This is a genomic window from Mesorhizobium sp. M1342, assembly GCF_040317955.1.
Lineage (GTDB): Bacteria > Pseudomonadota > Alphaproteobacteria > Rhizobiales > Rhizobiaceae > Mesorhizobium.
On record NZ_JAMYLI010000005.1, the window covers coordinates 152,188 to 173,922 of the forward strand.

Sequence of the window (21,735 nt, forward strand, 5' to 3'; positions counted from 1 at the left end):
ATGCTGCGAACAATGGCGGTGTCGGCCGGCTACGGTCTGCTCCCCGTGCTGAACGGCATCGACCTCAGCGTCGCGCTGGGCGAAGTCGTGGGCTTGCTCGGCCGTAACGGCGCAGGCAAGACAACGCTGCTGCGCGTCATCTCCGGCGGCTTGCGGGCAAGCGGCGGGGTGGTGGTTCTCGGAGACAAGGATCTCACCAACGCGCCGGCTTTCCGCCGTGCGCGCGCAGGCATCGCGCATGTGCCGCAGGGGCGCGGGATCTTTAACCAGCTGACGGTGCGGCAAAACCTGGAGGTCGGCACCCGCGCTGCCAAGGACCGTGGCGACGGCGGCATTCCGGCCGACATCTTCGGCTATTTTCCAATCCTGCGCGAACGCGAAGCGCAGGTCGCCGGCACGCTTTCGGGCGGCCAGCAGCAAATGCTGGCGATCGGCCGCGCGCTCTGCGGCCTGCCCTCGGTGCTGCTGCTCGACGAGCCCTCGGAAGGCATCCAGCCGAACATCGTGCAGTCGATCGCCGAACTGGTGCCGCGCATCGCCCGCGAGCGCGGCATCGCGATCATTCTTGTCGAGCAGAATCTCGATCTCGTTCTCAAGGCATCGGACCGCTGCCTGGTGATGGAGAAGGGCAGGATCGTCCACGAAGGTGCGCCTGAGACCTTCGCCGACGAGACCCTGCTGAAGGACCTGTTGGCTTTGTAAGGCGTGCATGGGGCGCGCCTGGGACTGGAAGGGAACACAACAATGATAAGCAGAAGAACTGTCTTGAAATCGGGCGGCGCTGCCGCCGCCTTCGCCATAGTCGGCGCGCCGTCGATCCTGCGCGCCGCCGACACCGTCAAGGTCGGCCTGTCGATCCCGATCACCGGACTGCAGGCGATCCTCGGCGAGACGTTGCTCAATTGCTACAAGCTCGCCGCCGCCGAACTCAACGCCGCCAACGGCATTGGCGGGCGCCAGGTCGAACTCATCATCGAGGACAACCAGACCACGACCAAGGGCTCCATCGACAAGGCGCGCAAGCTCATCAACGAAGACAAGGTCGACGTGATCATGGGCACGATCATTTCGCCTGAGCGCAGCGCCACGCTGTCGGTCACCTCGAAGGCCAAGAAGCTGTTCTTCTACCCGACCAATTTCGAAGGCGGCGAATGCAACCGCTACTTCGTCGCCACCGGCCCGATCCCGATGCAGCAGGTCGACCCGATGATGCCATGGGTGGCAGAGAACCTCGGCAAGACGATCTATGTCATGGCTTCGGACTATGCCTGGCCGCAGAAGATGACCGAGGCGATCACGGCGGCCTATGAGAAGGCCGGCGGCAAGATCATCGGCGCCGATTACTATCCGTTCGGGACCACAGATTTCGGCCCGGCCTTCCAGAAGATCAAGTCGCTGAAGCCCGATGTCGTCTGGTCGATGGTGGTCGGCAACGACGCCGTCACCCAGCTCAAGCAGTATCGCAGCTTCGACATCAAGCAGCCGCTGATCGCCCCGCTCGACGAGGTCTTCAACAAGGACGCGCTGCCGCCCGGCGTTGCGGCCGGCACCTATGCGCCGCAGCCCTACTGGATGGCGCTGGACAATCCGGTCAACAAAAAGTTCATCTCCAGCTTCCGTGAGAAATTCGGCCAGGAGAAGATGGTCAACGGCATCGGGGAGGCCGGCTACAACGGCCTGCATCTCTACGCGCTGGCCGCGGAGAAGGCGGGATCGCTGAAGGACGACGATGTATTGGCCGCGCTGCCGTCGATCGAGTTCGACGCACCGCAAGGCAAGATCCGCGTCGACGCCACCAACAACCACACACTCTGCCATTCCTATGTAGGCAAGGCGGCGGCCGACGGCATCGGCTACGAGATCGCTAAGGATTTCGGCACCATCGCGCCGGTAACGCCTTACTGCAAGGTGTAGGGTCTTCCGCCCAAGCAATCCTGACGGCGGCTTTGTCGCTGCCGTCAGGGCGTCTGCGGCGCAGGCAGACGCTCGCGCAATTCGTCGACGAGCACCCTGGTGTTTTCGGAATAGTCGATAGGCACAACGACGAGATGCACGCCGCCGCCGGTGAAGGCCTGTTCCAGCGCCGGCCGCAAGTCGGCGATCTCTGCAACCCTGGTTCCCTTGGCGCCATAAGCCTCGGCATACTTGACGAAATCGGGATTTCCGAAGGTCATGCCGAAATCCGGAAATTCGTCAACCGCCTGCTTCCAGCGGATCATGCCATAGGCATGGTCCTCGAGCAGCAGGACGACGAGGTTGAGCTTGAGCCTGACGGCGGTCTCCAATTCCTGGCTGTTCATCATGAAGCCGCCATCGCCGCAGATGGCCATGACACGGCGCTGCGGATAGAGCAGTGCCGCCATCATCGCCGACGGCAAGCCCGCGCCCATGGTGGCCAGCGCATTGTCGAGCAGGATCGTGTTTGCCATGCGCGTCCGGTAGTTGCGCGCGAACCAGATCTTGTACATGCCGTTGTCGAGGGCGAGGATCCCGTCGGCCGGCATCACGGCGCGCACGTCGTGCACGATGCGCTGCGGCGTGAAGCGATCTTCGGTGGCCCGCGCGGCGATCCGGCTCAGAATGCCTTCCCGCAGCGGCAGCAGGACCTGCGCGTTGGGGATCTTGCCCTCGATGCGGTCGGCCAGCAGCGCCAGCGAAGGGCCGAGGTCGCCGACGATTTCGGCTTGCGGGAAATAGACCTGCTCGACATCGGCTGATTGGTAGCCGACATGAATGACCTTCGGCCCCTTCGCCCCCATGATGAAGGGCGGCTTCTCCACGGTGTCGTGACCGATGGTGATGATCAGATCGGCCTGCTCGATGGCCTCGTGCACGTAGTCGCGCTCCGAAAGGGCTGCCGTTCCCATATAGAGCTCCGTGCCGCCGGGCACGGTGCCCTTGCCCATCTGCGTGGTGAAATAGGGAATTTGCGTCCGCAGCACGAACTGCGCGACGTCGGGGGTCACGCGCGGTCGCGACGCCGCCGCGCCGAACATCAGCAGCGGGCGCCTGGCTTCCAGGATCATACGGGCGGCGCGATCAAGCGCGCCTGGACTGGCCAGCGGCAGTTCGACCGGGTGCGTCGGCACCAGCGCGATCGGTTCGCACTCGGCCGCCGCAATGTCTTCCGGCAGTTCCAGATGTACGGGACCGGGACGCTCTTCCTGGGCGACACGGAAAGCTTCGCGCACCAGCGAGGGGATCATCTTCGGCGAGACGATCTGGCGCGACAGCTTGGTCAGCGGCTTCATCGCCGCGACGATGTCGACGATCTGAAAGCGCGCCTGCCGGGATGACAGGATGCCCTTCTGGCCGGTGATCATGATCATCGGCATCGCGCCGAGCAGCGCATAGGCCGAACCGGTCGAAAGGTTGAGCGCGCCTGGGCCAAGCGTGGTGATACACACACCCGGCTTGCCGGTAAGCCTGCCATAGGTGGCGGCCATGAAAGCGGCTGCCTGCTCGTGACGGGTCAGGATCAACTGGATCGAGGAGCGGCGGATGGATTCGACGATATCGAGATTTTCTTCGCCCGGAATGCCGAAAATCCGTTCGACCCCTTCGTTCTCGAGGGCCGCGACGAACAGATCCGAACCTTTGGTCATAAACTGTCTCTCCCGCAACATTCCGTCGGCCCCCCTTCATATGGCATCGGAATGCGACGCCTCAAAGAGGCATCTTCGGCCGCGGGTCAGAGGCGCGTGTTGCAACTCGCCGCTTTCGGCGAAGCGAAAAGTTCCTTCGGCGCAGACCATTGGCTGACGGTCGCGCCGCGCGTGCCGGTGATCAGCGAGCGCAGTTCCGACAGATAGGTCTGCACGAAGAACGAGGTCTGGCTTTCCAGCGGCGTATAGGGCCCCGGCCGGTAGGCGCGCGACATGATGCCGTCGGCATTGTCTTCGGTGATCTTCTTGTCCTGCACCGTGGTGATGTCCCACATCCAGCTGATCGCATCGGCGTCGACGTCGTTATCGGCATCCTTGTCGACGAGCCAAGTCAGGATGACGTCTGTTTCCATGGCGTTGCGCGGTATCATCTGGAACAGCGTGACATAGTCATTGGCAGCACTTGCAAACGACAGGCGTCCGAGGCGAAAGCCGCTTTCGCCGCCATCATAGGCACGACGACCACCCATCAGGCACGAGACCCCCTCGCCCGTATTGGACAGCGTGTTACGGCCGGAGCCGATCGGCTTGCGGTGCATGGCGAACGGCATCGTGTCCAGGTCGCCAGCCTGCCACGCGCCCTTGTGGAACTCGGCATCGCCGATGACGCTGTGCCAGGCCTCGATTTCGTTCTGCCACTCGACCGCCTTGTCGGCATCGCGGGTCGCGGTCACTTTGACATGACCGTTGACGCGGTAATATTCGGGGTGAGCCGGACGGCAGTGATAGCATTCAAGGAAGTTCTCGAGCACCAGCTTCCAGTTCGCCTTGGTCAGGTAATTCCTGCGCGCAACGATGCGTGCGCGGTCGAGGCCGTTCTCGCGCAAGCCACCGGTCAGCCCGTCCGCGACAGGCTGGATGTCGGGCAACGACTTGGCATCGAGGCCGCAGAATACCAGGCCGCCGAAACTCTTGCAGGGCACCCGGTGCAGGCCGAGCGTTTCCGGATCGGCGCTTGTAGGAAGGTCCTGCCGCGACTGCAATTTGCCGGTCAGCCTGAACGACCAGGCATGATATGGGCAGACCAGAAGCTTGCCGCGACCATCCTTGGCGCAGAGCCGCGAGCCGCGATGGGTGCAGACATTGTAGTAGGCCGCGATGTCCTCCTCGCCATCGCCGAAGCGCACGACGATGATCTCTTCGTCGAACAGCTGGCGCACGATGTAGCGGCCCTTTTCAGGGACCTCGCTGGCATGGGCGACAAGCATCCATTGGCGCGGAAACCACAAGTCACGTTCCAGCGCGAAGATCGTAGGGTCGGCATAAAAGGCCTGTTCCAGCGACCAGTCCGGACGTTGCCGGTCGATCAGCCTGACGGTCTCGCTTCTGTCGATAGGCTGGCTGTTCGGTGTATAGGCCTGCACTGCAACACCTTTCTGCTCGCTGGCGTTAGGATGACGTTTCGATAGGAATGTGCGATGCGGAAAGGCTTGCGGCAAACACAGAAATGATAGACCTTCATATCGAAAAGGCATGAAGGCAGGTTTGGATTGTGAAAACCCTCAAGACATCGCTTCCCCTGCTGAACGCCATGGTCGTCTTCGAGGCTGCCGCCAGGCATGGCGGGCTGACGTTGGCCGCTCAGGAGCTGAACATCGCCCAATCGGCGGTCAGCAGGCACGTCGCCAATCTCGAGCGCCAGCTGTCGGTCGAGCTGTTCGCGCGCAAAGGCAACCGCGTCGCCGTCACCGGGGCCGGCAACACGCTAGCCGAAGCGATCCGCGAGGGTCTCGGCACCATCAGGCAAGCGGTCGAGGATTTGACCGCGCACGACAGCGATACATTCGTGGTCGGCTGCAGCCACGACTTCGCGCAGGCATGGCTGATGCCGCGCTTCGGCCTCATCACATCGCAGGTTGCCGATGGCCGGGTGCTGCTGCAGACATCCACCGACTACAGGGATTTCGACCAGCCTGAAGTGGCGCTGTCGATCCGCTTCGGCGAAGCCGGGCAATGGTCCGAATTCGTGACCGAAAAACTGCTCGACGGTGAATGGTTCCCGGTCTGCGCACCGGCGTTCCTGGCGCGTTATCCGGCGCTCGCCTCGGAAGACCCAGAGGCTTTCATAGCAGTGCCGCTGCTGCATCAGGTGACGCCGCCGGGCGCGATCGACAGCTGGCAATCGTGGATCGGAACCGACCGGAAACTCGATGGACCTCGGTTCACGGGCTACATGTCGATGATCCACGAAACCATCGCCGGGCGCGGCGCCGCGCTCGCCTGGGCCGGGTTTGCCGACGAGCATCTGCGCCGCGGCCAGCTCGTCCGGCTGACGAAGACCTCGCGTCGTCACGCCGGCTCCTTCCACATCGTCACGAGGAAGAATGCCGGCCCGGTGGTCAGGGCGGTGGCGCAGGCGCTGCTCGGCAGCGTCGACGACTGCTGACATCAAGCCTCGCGGCCAAATCGCGACGCCTCATGACGCGCGCCCCAGGCCGGCATGGCGGCCTCGATCTCTGCTTCCGACTTGAAGGCATCGGAGGCGTAGCGATCGACACGGAACCGCTCCGCGGAAACGAATGGGGTCTGCCCGAGGACCAGTTCGCAGGAGAGCCGGCCAAGACCCGGCCCATGGGTGACGCCGCTCTCATTATCGCCGCCGACGACCACGATATTGTCGCTGCCGGGGACCTTGCCGACGATAAGACCGTTGTCGGGCGTGTAGCACGGCACACCTTGCGCCCAACTCGCGATCGTCGAACCGCGCAGCGGCGGGAACACCGTCTGCAGCTCGGCAAGCTCCTGCTCGAATGTCTCCTGCATCAGTTCGAGATTGTGCGGTTGGCCGGGTTCGATTTCGCTGTCATTTGTTTTGTACAGGGGTTTGTAGTGCCGGCCGGTTCCCCACATGACGGCCCCGAATGTCTCGCGCAGCCACAGCCGCAATTCGCGGCACTGGACGGTGGGGATGGTCGACGGCAGCCCGCGATCATCGGTGACGATGCGTGTCGCGACGACCCGCAGCAGCGGCAACTTCCAGCCGAGGCCCGATATGATCTGGTTGTCCCATGCGCCAGCGGCAACGATCACGCCGTCAGCCTCAAGGCTGCCCTGATCGGTCTCGATCGCCACCCGGTCGTCGGCATCATGGACGGCCGTCACGCGTGTGTTGCTGCGGAATACGCCGCCCAGCTCGCTGATCTGGCCGGTCAGCACACCCATTGCCAGCTTGGTGTCGAGCTGGATGCCATGCGGATTGTAGGCCGCCGAATGGACCCGCGCCGGATCGATGAGACCTTGCATCTTCTGGCCGATCTGCGCGGCGTTCAGATCCTGCATTTCCGCCGGGGCATAGGAAGAGTCCAGCACCGGGCGGACAAAACGCTCGCGCCCGTCCTCGGTCAGCGCCATGATCAAGGTGCCGTTCGGCCGATAGCCGATCTCGACGCCGACCTCGTGCAGCCGGCGATAGAAATCGAGGCCATATTGCTGCAGCTGAAGACCCTCTTCGCCAAGCGGAATCATGCCGGCGGACCAATGCGAGACAAATCCCGCGCCGGCGCTGGTGGTCGCGGCACCCGGCTGACCCGCATCGATGACCGTCACCCGGCGCACGCCGGACCGCAGCAGATGGAAAGCCGCGCTGCAGCCGATGATGCCGCCGCCGATTACCGCGATGTGCCTGCTATCGCTCCCGCCATGGCTTCCGTTTGAACTCATCTTTGTTCTCCCTTTTGCCGATGGTCCGATCGGAGCGACATGCAGCGACGGCGACCATACAGGCCCGTTCGGAGCTGTATAGACACATGTGTCTGTGGCCTGATACTTGATGCGTACTGCATCTGGATCACACGTCCGGAACGCCGCTTGATCCGGCCTTCCGTCGTGTTGGCGTTGCCAAGAGAGTGAGAAAAAAGTGAGCGTTTCGACTGCCGCCAAGGCCATTTTCGACAGTGAAATCATATGGGACGCGCATTCCGGCTTCATGCCGGACCCGGCTGCGGACCTGAACAATCTGCAGATCTGGCGCGACGCCGGCATCGACTATCTGTCGATTGATGTCGGCTTCGACCTGTTGCCCTGGGAGCAGACAGTGCGGACGCTCGCAAATTTCCGCCACTGGATCCTTGCCAATCCCGAGCACTACACGCTGGTCTCCTCGGTAGAGGAAATCCGCAAGGCAAAGCTTGAGGGCAAACTGGCAATCACCTTCGACGTCGAGGGCATGAACGCGCTCGACGGCCGCATCGAAATGGTGGAGTTCTATCACCATCTGGGTGTGCGCCAGATCTTGTTTGCCTACAACAGGAACAACCTCGCCGGCGGCGGTTGCCACGATGTCGAGACCAGCCTGACGGCGTTCGGCCGCCAGGTCATCGACGAGATGAACCGTCTCGGCATGTTCGTCGACGTCACCCACACCGGCTATCGCACCTCGATGGAGGTGATGGAATATTCCAACCGGCCGGTGATCTTCTCGCACTCCAACGCCAAGGCCTTGTGCGGCCATGGCCGCAACATCACCGACGAGCAGATAAAGGCCTGCGCGCGCACCGGCGGCATCGTCGCGATCGTCGGGCTCAATCGTTTCCTGGGAGAGGGACGCACGGACTCGGACAGGTTGGCCGACCACATCGAATATCTTGTCGATCTGGCTGGCCCAGATCATGTCGGCATCGGGCTGGACTACGCCTTCCCCGTCGACATCAAAGGCATCGACCGTATCATTTCCGACAACCCGCAATTCTGGCCCAGGAGCGAGTATCCGGAAGGGGCGACGACCTACGCGGCTCCCGGCCAGATGAGCGAACTGACCGATGTGCTTCTGCGCCGCGGCCAGTCCGAGCAGACCGTGCGCAACGTCCTGGGCGGCAATTTCGTGCGCCTGGCGGCCGAAATCTGGAAGTGATCGGCCGCGGAGAGGCGCATGTCCGCTACAGCTCTTGATCCAGGCCCCACCGAATGGCGGGCCAAGCCGCGCCGTGTGGGCGATCACATTTAGCCCGCGTAGGGCCCAAGCCGACGCGCTGGCGCGGTCGGAACAGATGTCGATATTTCCCGCAAGATCGTCCGTATTCAAGATTCGGACATGCCGGCAAAATTTTCGCTAGACATACATGTCTATTATTAGCAGTTTTAGCTGACAGACACATTCGGCCCGGCTTGGAGAATGGCCAACGGCCGGAAACAAGACAACGAAAACAGCAGAGGGGTAGAGCATGTCCATTCTAGCCGACACCAGGGTTTCGCGCCGCAGCCTGCTCGCCGGAGCCGGCGCTTTCGGCCTCGCCTCAATGGTCAATCCAAAAGTTTCCTGGTCGAGCGACGGGCCGATCCTCAAGGTGCGCTCCTACGCCGACATCCAGACGCTCGACCCTTGCTTCCGGCTGGCGGCACCCGAAGGCGACATCACCAGCGTCATCTTCGCCGGCCTCGTCGTCACCACGCCGGGCGACAGCTGGGGCTGGCGGCCGATGGCGGCGGAGACGATCAAGCAGCTCGATCCGCTGACCGTCGCCTTCCAGCTGCGCGACAATATCGGCTTCACCGATGGCTACGGCCAGATGACGGCCGAAGACGTCAAGTTTTCGATCGAACGCATCGCCGATCCCGCCAACAAGAGCCCCTACTCCGGCGACTGGGCGACGCTCAAAGAGGTCGAAGTCAAGGACAAGCTGTCGGGGCTGATCCACCTGAAGCAGGCCTTCGCGCCGCTGTGGACGTCGACCTTGCCGACGCCTTCCGGCACCATCCTGTCGAAGCGCGCCATCACCGAGCTCGGTGGCAAGATGGGTGTCAAGCCGGTGGCCCAGTCGGGGCCCTACATCCTGAAGGAATGGCTGCCCAAGCAGCGCACGGTGCTGGTGCGCAATCCCGACTGGAAGTACGAGCAAGGTGCCTTCGCGGAGATCCACATCCATCCGATCGAGGATGAGAAGACCGCCGAACTCGGCTATGAGGCCGGCGACCTGGATTACACCTGGACCGCGGTCTCCTCGATCTCGCGCCTGAAGCAGACACCGCCGCCAAAGACGACCGTGGTCGAGAAGCCGTCGCTGGCCTTTGTCTGGCTTGGCATGAACCAGGATGTCGCGCCTTTCAACAATCCGAACATGCGCCGCGCGGTTCAGTACGCCGTGGACCGCAAGGCGGTGGTCGATGCCGCCTATTTCGGCGCCGCCGCCACCGCCACCGGCATCATCGCGCCCGGCCTGCCCGGCCATCGCGAGAAGAACCTGTTCGATTTCGATCCGGACCGCGCCCGCGACATGATCGCCAAGGAAGGACTGGCCGGCGCGACGATCACGCTCGACATCCTCAACAAGACCGAGCGCCTGACCGCGGCGCAGGTCGTGCAGTCGAACCTGCAGGATGTCGGCCTCACTGTGGAGATCAAGCAGAACGACAGCGGCACCTTCTGGACGCTGGGCGCCAAGGAAGGCGACTACTACAAAAAGCTGCAGATGATCATCAGCCGCTTCTCCATGCAGCCGGATCCGAGCTGGGCCACTGCCTGGTTTACCCGCGACCAGATCGGTGTCTGGAACTGGGAGCGGTTTTCCAGCGAGGAATTCGACAAGCTCAATGCCGAAGGCATGGTCGAGCTCGACCCGGCAAAACGCGATGTCATCTACAAGAAGCTGCAGGACCTGATGGAGGAGAACGGCAACTACGTTTTCCTGACGCATGAGGTCACCGGCATCATGAATCGATATACGCTTGTGGCCGGCCTGAAGCCGAACGGCGAACCCGTGTTCACCGACTTCAAACCCGCATGATATCGGCGGGCGGGGCTCGTCCCCGCCAAAGACCGTCCGACAGGTACTGGAAATGATCCGCTACGCCCTCAAGCGTCTGTGGCTTGGCGCCATCATCATCAGCGTGGCCATGATGATGATGTTCGCCATGGTTTACCTCATTCCCGGCGACCCGGCCTCCGTTGCGCTGGGGCCGCGCGCGACGCCGGAGATGATGGAGGCGCTGCGCGTACGCATGGGCCTCGATCAGCCGGTGTGGCGGCAGTTCCTACATTTCTACGGATCGGTCCTGCGCGGCGATCTCGGCACAGAGGTGCTGTCAGATCGGCCAGTTCTGGACGTGGTGATGGAACAGCTTCCGTTCACGCTGGCGCTGGTGGTCGGCGGCATCACGTGGTCGGTGGCGCTCGGCATTCCGCTTGGCTGCATCGCGGCGGTGCGGCGCGGCGGCTTTGTCGATCAGGTGATCGGGGTGCTGTCGGTGGCGATGATCGCCGTGCCGTCCTTCGTCGTCGCCATCTATTCGCTGCTGGTGTTTGCGGTCGCCCTGCAATGGCTGCCGGCGATCGGCGCCGGCGAACCGGGCGACCTCGCCAGCCGGCTCCAGCACCTCATCTTGCCGTCGCTGGCGGTTGGCCTTGGCTGGATCGGCTATATCTCGCGCATGGTGCGCGCCTCGATGCTGGAGACGCTGGAAGCCAGCCATATCCGCACGGCGCGCGCCTTCGGCCTGACCGAGCACAGGATCGTCTACACCTACGCCCTCCGCATCGCCGTGCTGCCGACGATCACCTTGCTCGGCGTCGGCATCGGCCACATGCTGTCGTCTTCCGTCTTCGCCGAAATCGTCTTTGCCCGTCCCGGCATCGGCAAGCTGGTCTATGAGGCGATCTCGGTGCGCAACTATCCCATCGTCTCCGGAGCCGTGCTGGTCACCACGGTCTTCTTCGTTCTCGTCAACGTAGCAGCCGACATCCTCGTCGGTATCTTGGATCCCCGTGTCAGATCAAGTTTCAACTGAGCTGCCATCCCGCAGCTTCCGTCTCGGCATGATATGGCGCACCTTGCGCCGCATCATGCGCGAGCCGCTCGGCGCGATCGGCCTGACGCTGGTGACGGTCGTGGTGCTGTCGGCGGTCTTCGCCAGCCTCCTGACCAGCTATGCGCCGAGCAAGATATCGCCGGCCGAACGCTTCGCTTCGCCGAGCCTCCTGCATCTGCTCGGCACCGACCATCTCGGCCGCGATCTTCTCACCCGGGTGCTCTATGGCGGACGCGTCGCGCTTTTGATCGCGCTGGGCGCGACAGCGGTGTCGCTGGTTGTCGGCGTCGTGCTAGGGCTGATCGCAGGCTATGGGCCGCGCTGGCTCGACAATGTGCTGCTGCTGATCTTCGACGCCGTGAAGAGCTTTCCCACCGTTATGCTGGCGCTGACGCTGGTCACCCTGTTCGGCCCCTCGCTCTACGCGGTGGTGCTGGTGGTGATGCTGGTCAATGTGCCGGGTTATGCGCGCATCATCCGAACCCAGACGCTGGTGCTCAAATCGGCCGAACACGTCATGGCGGCGCGCTCGATGGGGGCAAGCGCCGGCCGCATCCTGCGTGTCCATATCCTGCCCAACATCATCGGCCCGATCCTGATCCTGATCTCGATGGACATTCCCGTGGTGGTGGCGATCGAGGCGGGCATGAGCTTCCTCGGGCTCGGCGTGCGGCCGCCGACGCCGAGCTGGGGTGCGATCCTCAATGACGGCTTCGCCAACATCCGCGATTCCTACTGGATCGTGATTGCCGGCGGCCTGCCGATCGTGCTGACCACGCTCGGCTTCACCTTCTTCGGCGAGACGCTACGCGACCTCTTCGATCCCAGGCTGAAGGGACGCTCATGACGGTTCTCGAGGTCAAGGATCTGAGCGTCGCCTTCCACACCGAGGCCGGGCGACTGGAGGCGCTGAAGCAGGTGAGTTTTTGCGTGCCGGCCAACCGCAGCGTCGGCGTGGTCGGCGAATCCGGCTGCGGGAAATCGACGCTCATCAACGCCATTCTCGGCCTGCTCGCCGACAATGGTGAAATCACATCGGGCGAGATCATCTTCGAGGGCGACAAGGACCTTGCCCGGCTCGACCCGACCGCGATGCGCGGCCTGCGTGGCCTCAGGATCGCCACTGTGTTCCAGGATCCGATGGGCGCGCTCAACCCGGTGCTGTCGGTGGGGCGGCAGATGCGCGACATTCAGTATCGCTCGGGTCTGTCGAAGCGGGACAAGGATGCACGCTCCGTCGCCATGCTGCGCAAGGTTCGCATTCCCGATCCGGGAAGCCGGCTGACGCAGTTTCCACACGAGTTCTCCGGCGGCATGAAGCAGCGCATCGCCATTGCGATGGCGCTGATGATGGAGCCGGCGCTGCTGATCGCCGACGAGCCGACGACGGCACTCGATGCGACGCTGGAGGTGGCCACCATCGAACTGCTCAAGGATCTGCAGCGCGACATCGGCTGCTCGGTGCTGTTCATCTCGCATCATCTGGGCGTGATTGCCGAACTCTGCGACGAGATGATCGTGATGTATGCCGGCGAAGTAGTGGAGAGCGGCACGACCCGCGAGATATTCGACGATGCGCGTCATCCCTACACGCAGAAGCTTTTGGCTTGCGATCCCGCCCGGCTGTCGCAGCGGGTTGCTCGCCTGCCGACCATTGCCGGGACCTTGCCGGATTTGCGCCGCCGGCCGAGCGGCTGCGTCTTCCAGCCGCGCTGCGATCGCGCCGACGCCCAATGCCTGACGACGCCTCCCAGCGCAGTCCTCGGTGGGTCTCACATCGCCCATTGCTGGCATGCGGACATTCCCTTGGGAGCGATGAACGCATGAGCTCCGAAGACCTGCTCAGCGTCAATGATTTGCGCGTCGCGTTCCGCGCTGGCGGCCTGTCCGCCAGGCTCGCGGGGCGGGCCACCGAGATCGAAGCGGTCTCCGGCGTCAGCTTCACGCTTCAACGAGGCAGCACCTTCGCGCTGGTCGGCGAATCCGGCTCGGGCAAGACGACGCTGGCGCGCACGCTCAACGGTCTTCAGCCGGTGAAGGCGGGCACGATCCTGTTTGAAGGGCAGGAACTGCAAGGCCTGTCTAACACCGCCATGAAACCGGTGCGGCGGCGCATGCCGATGATGTTCCAGGATCCTGTGGGATCGCTGTCACCACGGCTCAGCGTGCGCTCGCTGCTGTCTGAGCCTTTCGTCATTCACGGCTTGTCCGATCGCGATCTCAACGCCGAAGTCACACGGCTTCTTGCGCTGGTCGGGCTGCCGCGCGATTTCGCCGACCGCTACCCGCACCAGCTTTCCGGCGGCCAAGCGCGCCGCGTCGGTGTGGCGCGGGCGATCGCTCTGGACCCGGTGCTGGTCGTCGCCGACGAGCCGACCGCCGGCCTCGACGTCTCCGTGCAGGGAGAGGTGCTGAACCTGCTCAACGACCTGCGCGACCGAATGGGCCTGTCGATGCTGATCATCACCCACAATCTGCATGTCGTGCGCCAGATCGCCGACCGCATGGCGGTGATGTATCTCGGGCGCTTCGTCGAGCAGGGTGAAACCGAAGCGATCTTCCGCGCGCCGCATCATCCCTATACGGCGGCCCTTCTGTCCGCCAATCCCGAGCCGGACCCAGATCGGGTGCACCAGCGCATCACGCTGCCGGCCGACGTTCCCTCCCTGCTGGCGCGCCCTTCAGGCTGCGAATTTCACACACGCTGTCCGCAGGCCCAGCGCTGCTGCGCGGTGGATGTCCCCATCCCGGTCGCGGTCGGAAACGGCCGCCTGACCTGCCATTTCCCGCTGAACACATAAGGATCGCCACCGGCGCAAGTTGTCGGCCGGGGCGTCGAGAGGAGCCGCCATGCAAGATATCCGCGTCGTCACCGATTTCCCGCGCAAAATCCGCGAGATCGAGAATTTGTGGATTCCGATGCCTGACGGCGTCAAGCTGGCGGCGCGTGTCTGGCTGCCGGAAGACGCGGAGGCCGATCCGGTGCCGGCGATCCTCGAATATTTGCCCTACCGCAAGCGCGACGGAACGGTGGAGCGCGATGCGCTGACGCATCCCTATTTTGCCGGTCACGGCTATGCCGGCGTGCGGGTCGACATGCGCGGCTCAGGCGACAGCGAGGGATTGTGCAAGGGTGAGTATCTGAAGCAGGAGCAGGATGACTGTCTGGCGGTCATCGAATGGCTGGCCCGGCAATCCTGGTGCTCGGGTAGTGTCGGCATGATCGGCATCAGCTGGGGCGGCTTCAACGGGCTTCAGGTCGCCGCGCGGCGACCGCCAGCACTGAAAGCGGTTGTCTCGCTGTGCTCCACGGATGATCGCTACAATGATGACGTGCATTATCTCGGCGGCGCCATGATGTGCGACAATCTGATGTGGGGAACCACCGCCTGGGCCATCGCCATGACCCCGCCCGACCCGTTCATTGTCGGCGATCGCTGGCGCGATCTTTGGGAGCAACGGCTGAACGGCAACGGCATCTGGATGCAGGACTGGTTCGAACACCAGCGCCGCGACGATTTCTACAAGCACGGCTCGATCTGCGAGGACTATTCCGATGTCGAAATCCCGGTCTATGCCGTCGGCGGCTGGGCCGACGGCTATCCCAATCCGATCTTCCGGATGCTGGAAAAACTGAGCGGTCCTCGCAAGGGCCTGATCGGACCCTGGGGCCACAAATATCCGCACTTCGCCATGCCCGGCCCGCGTATCGGCTTCCTGCAGGAGTGCCTGCGCTGGTGGGATCAATATCTCAAGGGCATCGACACCGGCATTGCCGACGAGCCGATGCTGCGCGCCTGGATTCAGGACCCCGCACGGCCGGCGGCGATCTATGACGAGCGGCCCGGCCGCTGGGTGGCGGAGCCGGCGTGGCCGGGACCAGGCGTTGGCGAAAAGGTGCTGAACCTTGCGCCGCATGTGCTGAGCGAGGCCAGGGGCGAAGATACGATCCTGGAGATTTCGTCGCCGCAGACGGCCGGCCTGTCGTCCGGCGCCTGGTGCGGTTATGGCGTCATGCCGACTTTGCCGGTCGACCAGCGCACGGAGGAAGGCAATGCCCTGATCTTCGAGACCGCGCCGTTGACCGAAGCCATCGAGATCCTTGGTTTCCCCGAATTCGAGGTCAGGCTCTCCTCTGACAAGCCCGTCGCCCTTCTGTCCGCCACGCTGTCGCAAGTGTTCCCTGAAGGTGCTGCCTCGCGCATCAGCTACGGCATCCTCAACCTGAGCCATCGCAACGATGATCTGGACATCGCACCCATGGTGCCGGGCCAGGCGGAAACGGTGCGCATCAAGCTGCGCTGCTGCGGGCAGCGTTTCGAGGTTGGCGAGCGTATCCGGCTGGCACTGGCGACATCGCATTGGCCGATCGTCTTCCCGACCGCCGAACAGGCGACGCTGTCGATCCATTGCGGCGACAGCCGGCTGATCCTGCCGGTACGCCCACCGCAGAAGCTGGACGACACGCTAGGGGCCTTCCTGGGACCTGAAAGCGCCAAGCCGATGGAGCAGGAGGTTCTGGCCAAGGGCGACGGCTTTCAGCGCTCGGTGTCGGCGGACCAGGTCACCGGCGAGACCGTCTATCAGGTCGTCAATGATGGCGGCACGGTGCGGCATCCACATACGCAGATGACCGTTGCGGCGAGGCATGTCGACCGGTTCACCATCCACCCCGACGATCCGAACTCGGCGGTCGGCACCTGCACCTGGGAAAAGTCCTATGGCCGCGGCGACTGGCAGGCGCGCCTTTCGGTGAAGGCGACCGTGCGCGCGCTGCGCGATGTCTGGCGGATCGAGACCCACATCACTGCCCATGACGGAGATGAAGTGGTCGTCGATCGCAGCGAGGTCAAGGAGTATCCGCGCGACCTCAACTGAAAGCGGCTGCGATTGGCAATCAGGCCATCGATCTCGGCAAGGCGGCAGCCAGCGCATCGACGGCCAGCCGCACCTTCAGCGGCAGATGCGGTGTCTGCAGCCAAAGGGCGTAGCAGTCGTAGAGATATCGCGGCTGGTCCGGCAACAGCGCCACCAGCGCACCGGCTTCAATGCGCTCGCGCACCAGCCACCAGGGCAGCCAGGCAAGCCCCATGCTCTCAACAGCCGCATCGGCGATGGCATCGAGATCGTCGAGCCGCAGCCGCCCGGTTGGCGTAATCTCCTGTACGGATTGCCCCTCGCGCGCAAACAGCCACGGCTGAACGACCTGGCCGAGCCGGCGGTAGACAATCGCCTGATGATCAGCGAGATCCTCGATACGCTGCGGCTCGTCATGAATTCTGAGATAGGAGGGTGCGGCGCAGACGACCATGTCCTGGCGCGCGACGCGGCGTGCGATCAACCCCGCCTTGTCGCCCAGAGCACCGGTCCGAATGGCGAGATCGTATCCGTCTTCGGCAAGATCGGCGAAGCGGTCGGTGAGCGACAGGTCGAGCTCCAGCATCGGATATTGCCGCGCCAGCCGCAGCAGCACGGGTGCAACGCAATGGCGGCCGAAATGCGCCGGCATGGTGACCCGCAGTTTTCCACGTGGTTCGGAGAACTGGTCGGCGGCGAGCGCATCGGCGGCTTCGGCCTCGGCCAGCACCACCCGGCAGCGTTCATAGTAGGCGCGCCCGAAGTCGGTCAGGCTCTGCCGCCGCGTGGTCCGGTTGAGCAGCCGCACGCCCAGCCGCTCCTCGAGGAACCGCACATGCTTGCCAACCATTGGTCCGGACAGATCGAGTGCGACTGCGGCGGCTGCGAACGAGCCGAGGTCGACGGCCCTGACGAACACGGACATGCTCTCAAGCCGATCCATATTCAAAACTCCTGGTTTCTACTGTTCTTCCCTTACAGCCATTTATCCCCGGCAAGCCTAGCTGCATAGCTCATTCGGTTCAGATGATTTGGAGTATCCCGAATGACACGCGTAGTTCGCTTTCACCAGCATGGTGGCCCGGAGGTTCTGCGCATCGAGGATGTCGCGCTTTCCCCACCGGGGCCGGGCGAAGTTCAAATCCGGGTCAAGGCACTCGGCCTCAATCGCGCCGAAGCGCTGCTGCGCGCGGGCGCCTATATCGAGACGCCGACGCTCCCCTCGGGGCTTGGTCTTGAAGCGGCGGGTGTCGTCGAGACTATTGGCGACGGCGTGAAGGATTTCGCGCCAGGTGACAGCGTCAGTGTCATCCCGCCGCAATCGATGATCCGCTGGCCGGCCTATGGCGATCTTGCCACCTACCCCGCCCGACTTGTCGTCAAGCATCCGCAGTCGCTTGACTGGCAAACGGCAGCGGCGGTCTGGATGCAATATCTCACCGCTTATGGCGCGCTGATCGACATCGCCGGGCTGCACAGCGGAGACGCCGTCGTCATCACAGCAGCATCGAGCAGTGTCGGGCTTGCGGCGATCCAGATCGCCAACAAGGTCGGCGCGACCGCGATCGCGGTGACGCGGACATCGGCGAAGATGCGGGCGCTGCTCGAGGCCGGCGCGGCCGACGTCGTGGCCTCGACGGAGGAGGATCTGGCGGCGCGATTGAACCAGATCGCCGGGCCGCGAGGCGTGCGCGTCGTGTTTGATGCGGTCGGCGGCCCGATCTTCGAGCCGCTGACGGCGGCCATGTCGCATAGCGGCATCCTCATCGAATATGGCGGACTGAGCCACGCGCCGACGCCATTCCCGCTGCCAGCGGTGCTGAGCAAGACGCTGACACTGCGCGGCTACCTCGTGCACCAGATCACCGGTAACCCGGTAAAGCTGGAGGCCGCCAAGGCGTTCATCGTCGAAGGCCTGCAGAGTGGGGCACTAAGACCGATCATCGACCGGACCTTTGCGTTCGACCAGATCGTCGAAGCGCATCGGTATCTGGAATCAAACGAGCAGTTCGGCAAAATCGTGGTGATGATTTGAGCGGAGTTGACAAACAAATCGTTCCTGGGGGCGATATCGCTCTTGAAGGCGCCGAGTTGCATTCCTAACTGTCTCACGCGGGCCGGGCCCCTCTGACTATCGCTTTTGGCGATCGTGATGTCGGACCGCTTTAACGGGCCCGTTTCCATGTTTTCGGTCAAGCGGGCTCAATCTTTTTCGGTTTGGAGCCCCGTATGACATCTTCTCTTCTTGGCATGACTTGCCCCTCCTGCCGCGTTGCGCTCGTGATGAGCGAACGCCAGGGTATCGAAATCGACTACTGTCCGCAGTGCCGCGGCGTCTGGCTTGATCGGGGAGAACTCGACAAAATCATCGAGCGTTCCGGCAGGGAAGCGGCGCCCGCGCCGCAGCCACAGCCGGCAGCATTCTCCCAGCCGCAACACGGCCAGGGCCGCGACGACGATTATTCCCGCTCCCACGGCCACCGCTATCCGAAGCGGAAGAAATCATTTTTCGAAGAGTTGTTCGATTGACCGCATGACGCCGGCACCCGGCGGCGGCTGAAAACTTCCGAAACCGCAGAGACAAAGGTTCATCTCCGATGACTTCCCGTACAAGCCGATTTGCAGCCCTCTTTGCAGGACTGTTCCTGGCGTTTTCGATGGTTGCGATAGACCATGCCGAGGCGCGCCGCGGCGGCAGTTTCGGCAGTCGTGGCATGCGCACGTTCCAATCGGCACCGCCGACCAGGACCGCACCGGCCCCGACCGCTCCAGTCGAGCGTTCGATGACGCCCAACACCGGTGCGAACAACGCGGCCCGGCAGCCGCAGGCCGGCCCGCAGAGGCCCGGCTTCATGAGCGGTTTCGGTGGAACGATGATGCGCGGCCTGCTGCTCGGCGGCCTGATCGGCCTGCTCGTCGGCCAAGGCTTCGGCGGCCTGGCCGGCATGTTCGGTTTCCTGCTTCAGGCCCTGCTCATCGGTGGCGCGATCATGCTGGCCATCCGCTTCTTCCGCTCGCAATCGGCGCGTGGTCCCGCGCCAGCGCTCGCCGGTGCCGGCAATGCCCAGGCTTCGCAATTTGAGAACCGCGCAACGGCAGGGCAGCAGACTGCAGGCTCCTTCACAATTCCCGGCTTTGGCGGTGGTTCGGGCGGAAGCTCTCCGGCCATCGGTTCCGATGAGATCACGCTGGCTCAGACCGACCTCGACGCATTCCAGCAGCTGTTGACCGATGTCCAGGAAGCATTCGGGCGCGAAGACCATGCCGCTCTGCGCCGGGCTGTTACCCCCGAAATGGTGTCCTATCTGTCGGAAGAACTGGCCGACAACGCCCAGAAAGGTCTCAGGAACGAGGTAACGGACATCACCTTGCTGCAGGCCGACGTCGCTGAAAGCTGGCGTGAGGATGACCACGACTACGCCACGGCCGCATTGCGCTACGAGTCTCGTGACGTGATGCGCGAACGGGCCAGCGGCAAGGTCGTCGCGGGCGACGATGATCATCCGACAGAGACGACCGAGCTGTGGACATTCGTGCGTGAGAATGGCTCCAGTTGGAAGCTATCGGCGATACAACAGGCTTGAGCCCAGGGCGATTTTGTCCAAGGCTTCACAGTGTGGGCGTTCAGCGCACGATCTTGACGCACATCGGCGTGCCGATCTCGATGGCGCGCCCAGTGTCGCTGAGCATGCCGGTCTCGGCGTCGCGAGCGAAGATCGAGATGCGGTCGGCATTCTGGTTGGCGGAAAACAGATGGCCGCCTGACGGCGTCAGCGCCAGGTTGCGCGGCGTCGCGCCACCACAAGAGGTATAGCCGACGAGGCTCAGCGAACCCGTCTGCTGGTCGACCGCCATGATGACAACGCTGTCATGGCCGCGGTTGGAACCGTAGACAAAGCGGCCATCCGGCGACATCTGGATATCGGCGCAATGATTGCTGTCGCGCGCCTCGGCCGGCACCGCCGGCTTTGTGTCGACAATTGACAGCTTGCCGCTGGCTTCGTCCAGCGCCATCGACACGATGGTCGAATCCAACTCATTCATGACGAAGACGAAACGCCCGTTCGGATGCAGCGCCAGATGGCGCGGGCCGGCGCCCGGCGGCAAGGCGGATTCGGCAAGCTTGGTCAGGCTGCCATCCTGCTCGATCCGGTAGGACACCAGCCGGTCGATGCCGAGATCGGCAACGATGGCTGTTCCGCCGGCAATTGTTTCGGTGACGCTGTGGGCGTGCGAACGTTCCTGCCGCGCGGCATTCGGGCCGCTGCCCCTATGCGAGATGCTGGCCAGCGGCGCCGACAGCGCGCCGTCCTTCTCGAAACCATAGACAGCCACGGCCCGATCCGGACCGCCCTCGCCCATGCCGTAATTGGCGACCAGCAGCTTCGTCCCGTCGTGGGTGATGGTGTTGTGGGCGGTGATGCTGCCGAGCGATGGCTGCTTGTTCAGATAGCGGAGCGCGCCTGAGCCACGATCGAAGCTGTAGGCGGAGACGGTGCCCTCGCGCCAGGTGAAGACTTCCGAATTGGCATAGATGTGCGAGCCGTCTGGCGTCACCGACAGGAATGTCGGATTGTCGACATCGTTGGTCTCGGCCAGTTTTCGTGTTTCCAGCGTCGTCTCGTCAAAGCTGTAGACGCCGAGACCGACGCCCCGAGCGCCCTGAAAATACGGCGCCTCGCGGTTCAGGCTGCCGACAAAGACCAGACAATCCTTGCGCATGATTTCCTCCCCTGCCCGCCTGCGCTTCGGCGCGCGGGAGCAACCAAAATTTCGCCTGTTCACGCTTGCAACGCAACCCCATATGTGAAAATACTATTTACAAAAGAAGATTGACGGGAGGAGACGTCTTGCATTTCGACGCCCTGATGCGTTTTCCGACAGCTGAGACGTGCTCCAGGCAGGGCTGGTGGAGCCGACCATGAACGATTTTGCGCCCACCGTCGGCGTCGCCTCGACGCACCCAAAAAATATGCCCGAGGAGCACGCCGCGCTGCCGGTGTGGAACGCCGAAAACTGGTTCTATGAGGATTGGCCGGTCGGGCAGAAGATCCGCTCGTTGCGACGGACCATGGCCGAAGGCGATAGCCATTTGTTCAACACGCTGGTGCTCGACATCCACCCCTATGTGCAGGACCAGATATTTGCCGAGAGCGAAGGCATTTTCGGCAAGCGGCTGATCGCCGGCGCCTTTGTCTTCTCGGCTGGCCTCGGCCTGGTCGCCACCAATTGCGTCAATGCCTTTTCCTATGGCTACGACAAGCTCCGTTTCATAAAGCCTGTCTTCATTGGCGACACGATCTATTCGATCCGCTCCAACCTCGACAAGAAGCCCCGCTACAAGGAGATGGGGCTGATCCGCGCCAGCTATGAGGTTTTCAAGGGCGAAGGCGAGCTCGTTCTCTATTGCGAGCATCTGCAGACGGTGAAGTACCGCAACCCGGCCGACTTCGTCGGCAAGACGGAGAAATAG

19 protein-coding genes are annotated in these 21,735 nt (G+C 63.3%); 14 read left to right on the top strand and 5 right to left on the bottom strand.

Translation table 11 applies throughout. The annotated features are described in order from the left end of the window. Positions 1 to 702, top strand: coding sequence for an ABC transporter ATP-binding protein (locus NKH06_RS06970; RefSeq protein ID WP_352751155.1), 702 nt, complete (start codon positions 1 to 3; stop codon positions 700 to 702). A 42-nt stretch (positions 703 to 744) separates the two neighbouring features. Next, a complete protein-coding gene (locus NKH06_RS06975; protein ID WP_023808839.1) occupies positions 745 to 1,914 on the top strand; it encodes a substrate-binding protein in 1,170 nt (389 codons plus the stop codon). 44 nt (positions 1,915 to 1,958) lie between these two features. On the opposite strand, the gene NKH06_RS06980 is transcribed toward NKH06_RS06975, so the two are convergent. Together NKH06_RS06980 and NKH06_RS06985 are read right to left on the bottom strand one after the other, a co-directional pair. Continuing rightward, entirely contained in the window at positions 1,959 to 3,605 is a 1,647-nt protein-coding gene (locus tag NKH06_RS06980; RefSeq protein WP_128302363.1) for an acetolactate synthase large subunit, read from the bottom strand. An 86-nt stretch (positions 3,606 to 3,691) separates the two neighbouring features. Continuing rightward, positions 3,692 to 5,029, bottom strand: a complete 1,338-nt coding sequence (locus tag NKH06_RS06985) for an aromatic ring-hydroxylating oxygenase subunit alpha (RefSeq protein ID WP_023808841.1) — start codon at positions 5,027 to 5,029, stop codon at positions 3,692 to 3,694. A 128-nt stretch (positions 5,030 to 5,157) separates the two neighbouring features. On the opposite strand from NKH06_RS06985, the gene NKH06_RS06990 reads away from it, so the two are divergent. Continuing rightward, positions 5,158 to 6,051 carry a LysR family transcriptional regulator gene (locus tag NKH06_RS06990; RefSeq protein ID WP_352440074.1) on the top strand — a complete coding sequence of 298 codons (894 nt, stop codon included), beginning with the start codon at positions 5,158 to 5,160 and terminating at the stop codon, positions 6,049 to 6,051. Positions 6,052 to 6,053: 2 nt separating this feature from the next. Here NKH06_RS06990 and NKH06_RS06995 read toward each other — a convergent pair whose 3' ends face one another. After that, on the bottom strand, positions 6,054 to 7,325 hold the full coding sequence (locus NKH06_RS06995) for an NAD(P)/FAD-dependent oxidoreductase (RefSeq protein ID WP_352892597.1): 1,272 nt from the start codon (positions 7,323 to 7,325) through the stop codon (positions 6,054 to 6,056). Between the two features lie 196 nt (positions 7,326 to 7,521). Here NKH06_RS06995 and NKH06_RS07000 point away from each other — a divergent pair, with 196 nt between their 5' ends. From NKH06_RS07000 to NKH06_RS07030, 7 genes are all read left to right on the top strand, one after another. Next, positions 7,522 to 8,514: a dipeptidase gene (locus NKH06_RS07000; protein WP_023808844.1), complete on the top strand. Its 993-nt coding sequence runs from the start codon at positions 7,522 to 7,524 to the stop codon at positions 8,512 to 8,514. Positions 8,515 to 8,824: 310 nt separating this feature from the next. Beyond that, on the top strand, positions 8,825 to 10,384 hold the full coding sequence (locus tag NKH06_RS07005) for an ABC transporter substrate-binding protein (RefSeq protein WP_352440075.1): 1,560 nt from the start codon (positions 8,825 to 8,827) through the stop codon (positions 10,382 to 10,384). Positions 10,385 to 10,436: 52 nt separating this feature from the next. Beyond that, positions 10,437 to 11,384: an ABC transporter permease gene (locus NKH06_RS07010; protein WP_023808846.1), complete on the top strand. Its 948-nt coding sequence runs from the start codon at positions 10,437 to 10,439 to the stop codon at positions 11,382 to 11,384. A 28-nt stretch (positions 11,385 to 11,412) separates the two neighbouring features. Further along, entirely contained in the window at positions 11,413 to 12,252 is an 840-nt protein-coding gene (locus NKH06_RS07015; RefSeq protein ID WP_031212293.1) for an ABC transporter permease, read from the top strand. Continuing rightward, positions 12,249 to 13,232: an ABC transporter ATP-binding protein gene (locus tag NKH06_RS07020; RefSeq protein WP_352892599.1), complete on the top strand. Its 984-nt coding sequence runs from the start codon at positions 12,249 to 12,251 to the stop codon at positions 13,230 to 13,232. The genes NKH06_RS07015 and NKH06_RS07020 overlap by 4 nt, the downstream gene beginning before the upstream one ends. Further along, positions 13,229 to 14,206: an ABC transporter ATP-binding protein gene (locus tag NKH06_RS07025; RefSeq protein WP_023808849.1), complete on the top strand. Its 978-nt coding sequence runs from the start codon at positions 13,229 to 13,231 to the stop codon at positions 14,204 to 14,206. The genes NKH06_RS07020 and NKH06_RS07025 overlap by 4 nt, the downstream gene beginning before the upstream one ends. A 49-nt stretch (positions 14,207 to 14,255) precedes the next feature. Then, positions 14,256 to 16,283, top strand: coding sequence for a CocE/NonD family hydrolase (locus tag NKH06_RS07030; RefSeq protein ID WP_031212303.1), 2,028 nt, complete (start codon positions 14,256 to 14,258; stop codon positions 16,281 to 16,283). A gap of 19 nt (positions 16,284 to 16,302) precedes the next feature. On the opposite strand, the gene NKH06_RS07035 is transcribed toward NKH06_RS07030, so the two are convergent. Continuing rightward, positions 16,303 to 17,205: a LysR family transcriptional regulator gene (locus NKH06_RS07035; protein WP_023808851.1), complete on the bottom strand. Its 903-nt coding sequence runs from the start codon at positions 17,203 to 17,205 to the stop codon at positions 16,303 to 16,305. Between the two features lie 102 nt (positions 17,206 to 17,307). On the opposite strand from NKH06_RS07035, the gene NKH06_RS07040 reads away from it, so the two are divergent. The 3 genes from NKH06_RS07040 to NKH06_RS07050 all read left to right on the top strand — a co-directional run bounded on the left by NKH06_RS07040 (position 17,308) and on the right by NKH06_RS07050 (position 19,846). Continuing rightward, entirely contained in the window at positions 17,308 to 18,297 is a 990-nt protein-coding gene (locus tag NKH06_RS07040; protein WP_023808852.1) for a zinc-dependent alcohol dehydrogenase family protein, read from the top strand. A gap of 194 nt (positions 18,298 to 18,491) precedes the next feature. Further along, a complete protein-coding gene (locus NKH06_RS07045; RefSeq protein ID WP_023808853.1) occupies positions 18,492 to 18,791 on the top strand; it encodes a TFIIB-type zinc ribbon-containing protein in 300 nt (99 codons plus the stop codon). 68 nt (positions 18,792 to 18,859) lie between these two features. Then, entirely contained in the window at positions 18,860 to 19,846 is a 987-nt protein-coding gene (locus NKH06_RS07050; RefSeq protein WP_352892601.1) for a Tim44 domain-containing protein, read from the top strand. A gap of 40 nt (positions 19,847 to 19,886) precedes the next feature. Here NKH06_RS07050 and NKH06_RS07055 read toward each other — a convergent pair whose 3' ends face one another. Next, positions 19,887 to 20,984, bottom strand: coding sequence for a lactonase family protein (locus NKH06_RS07055; RefSeq protein WP_352440081.1), 1,098 nt, complete (start codon positions 20,982 to 20,984; stop codon positions 19,887 to 19,889). A gap of 199 nt (positions 20,985 to 21,183) precedes the next feature. Here NKH06_RS07055 and NKH06_RS07060 point away from each other — a divergent pair, with 199 nt between their 5' ends. After that, positions 21,184 to 21,735 carry a MaoC family dehydratase gene (locus tag NKH06_RS07060; protein ID WP_352440082.1) on the top strand — a complete coding sequence of 184 codons (552 nt, stop codon included), beginning with the start codon at positions 21,184 to 21,186 and terminating at the stop codon, positions 21,733 to 21,735.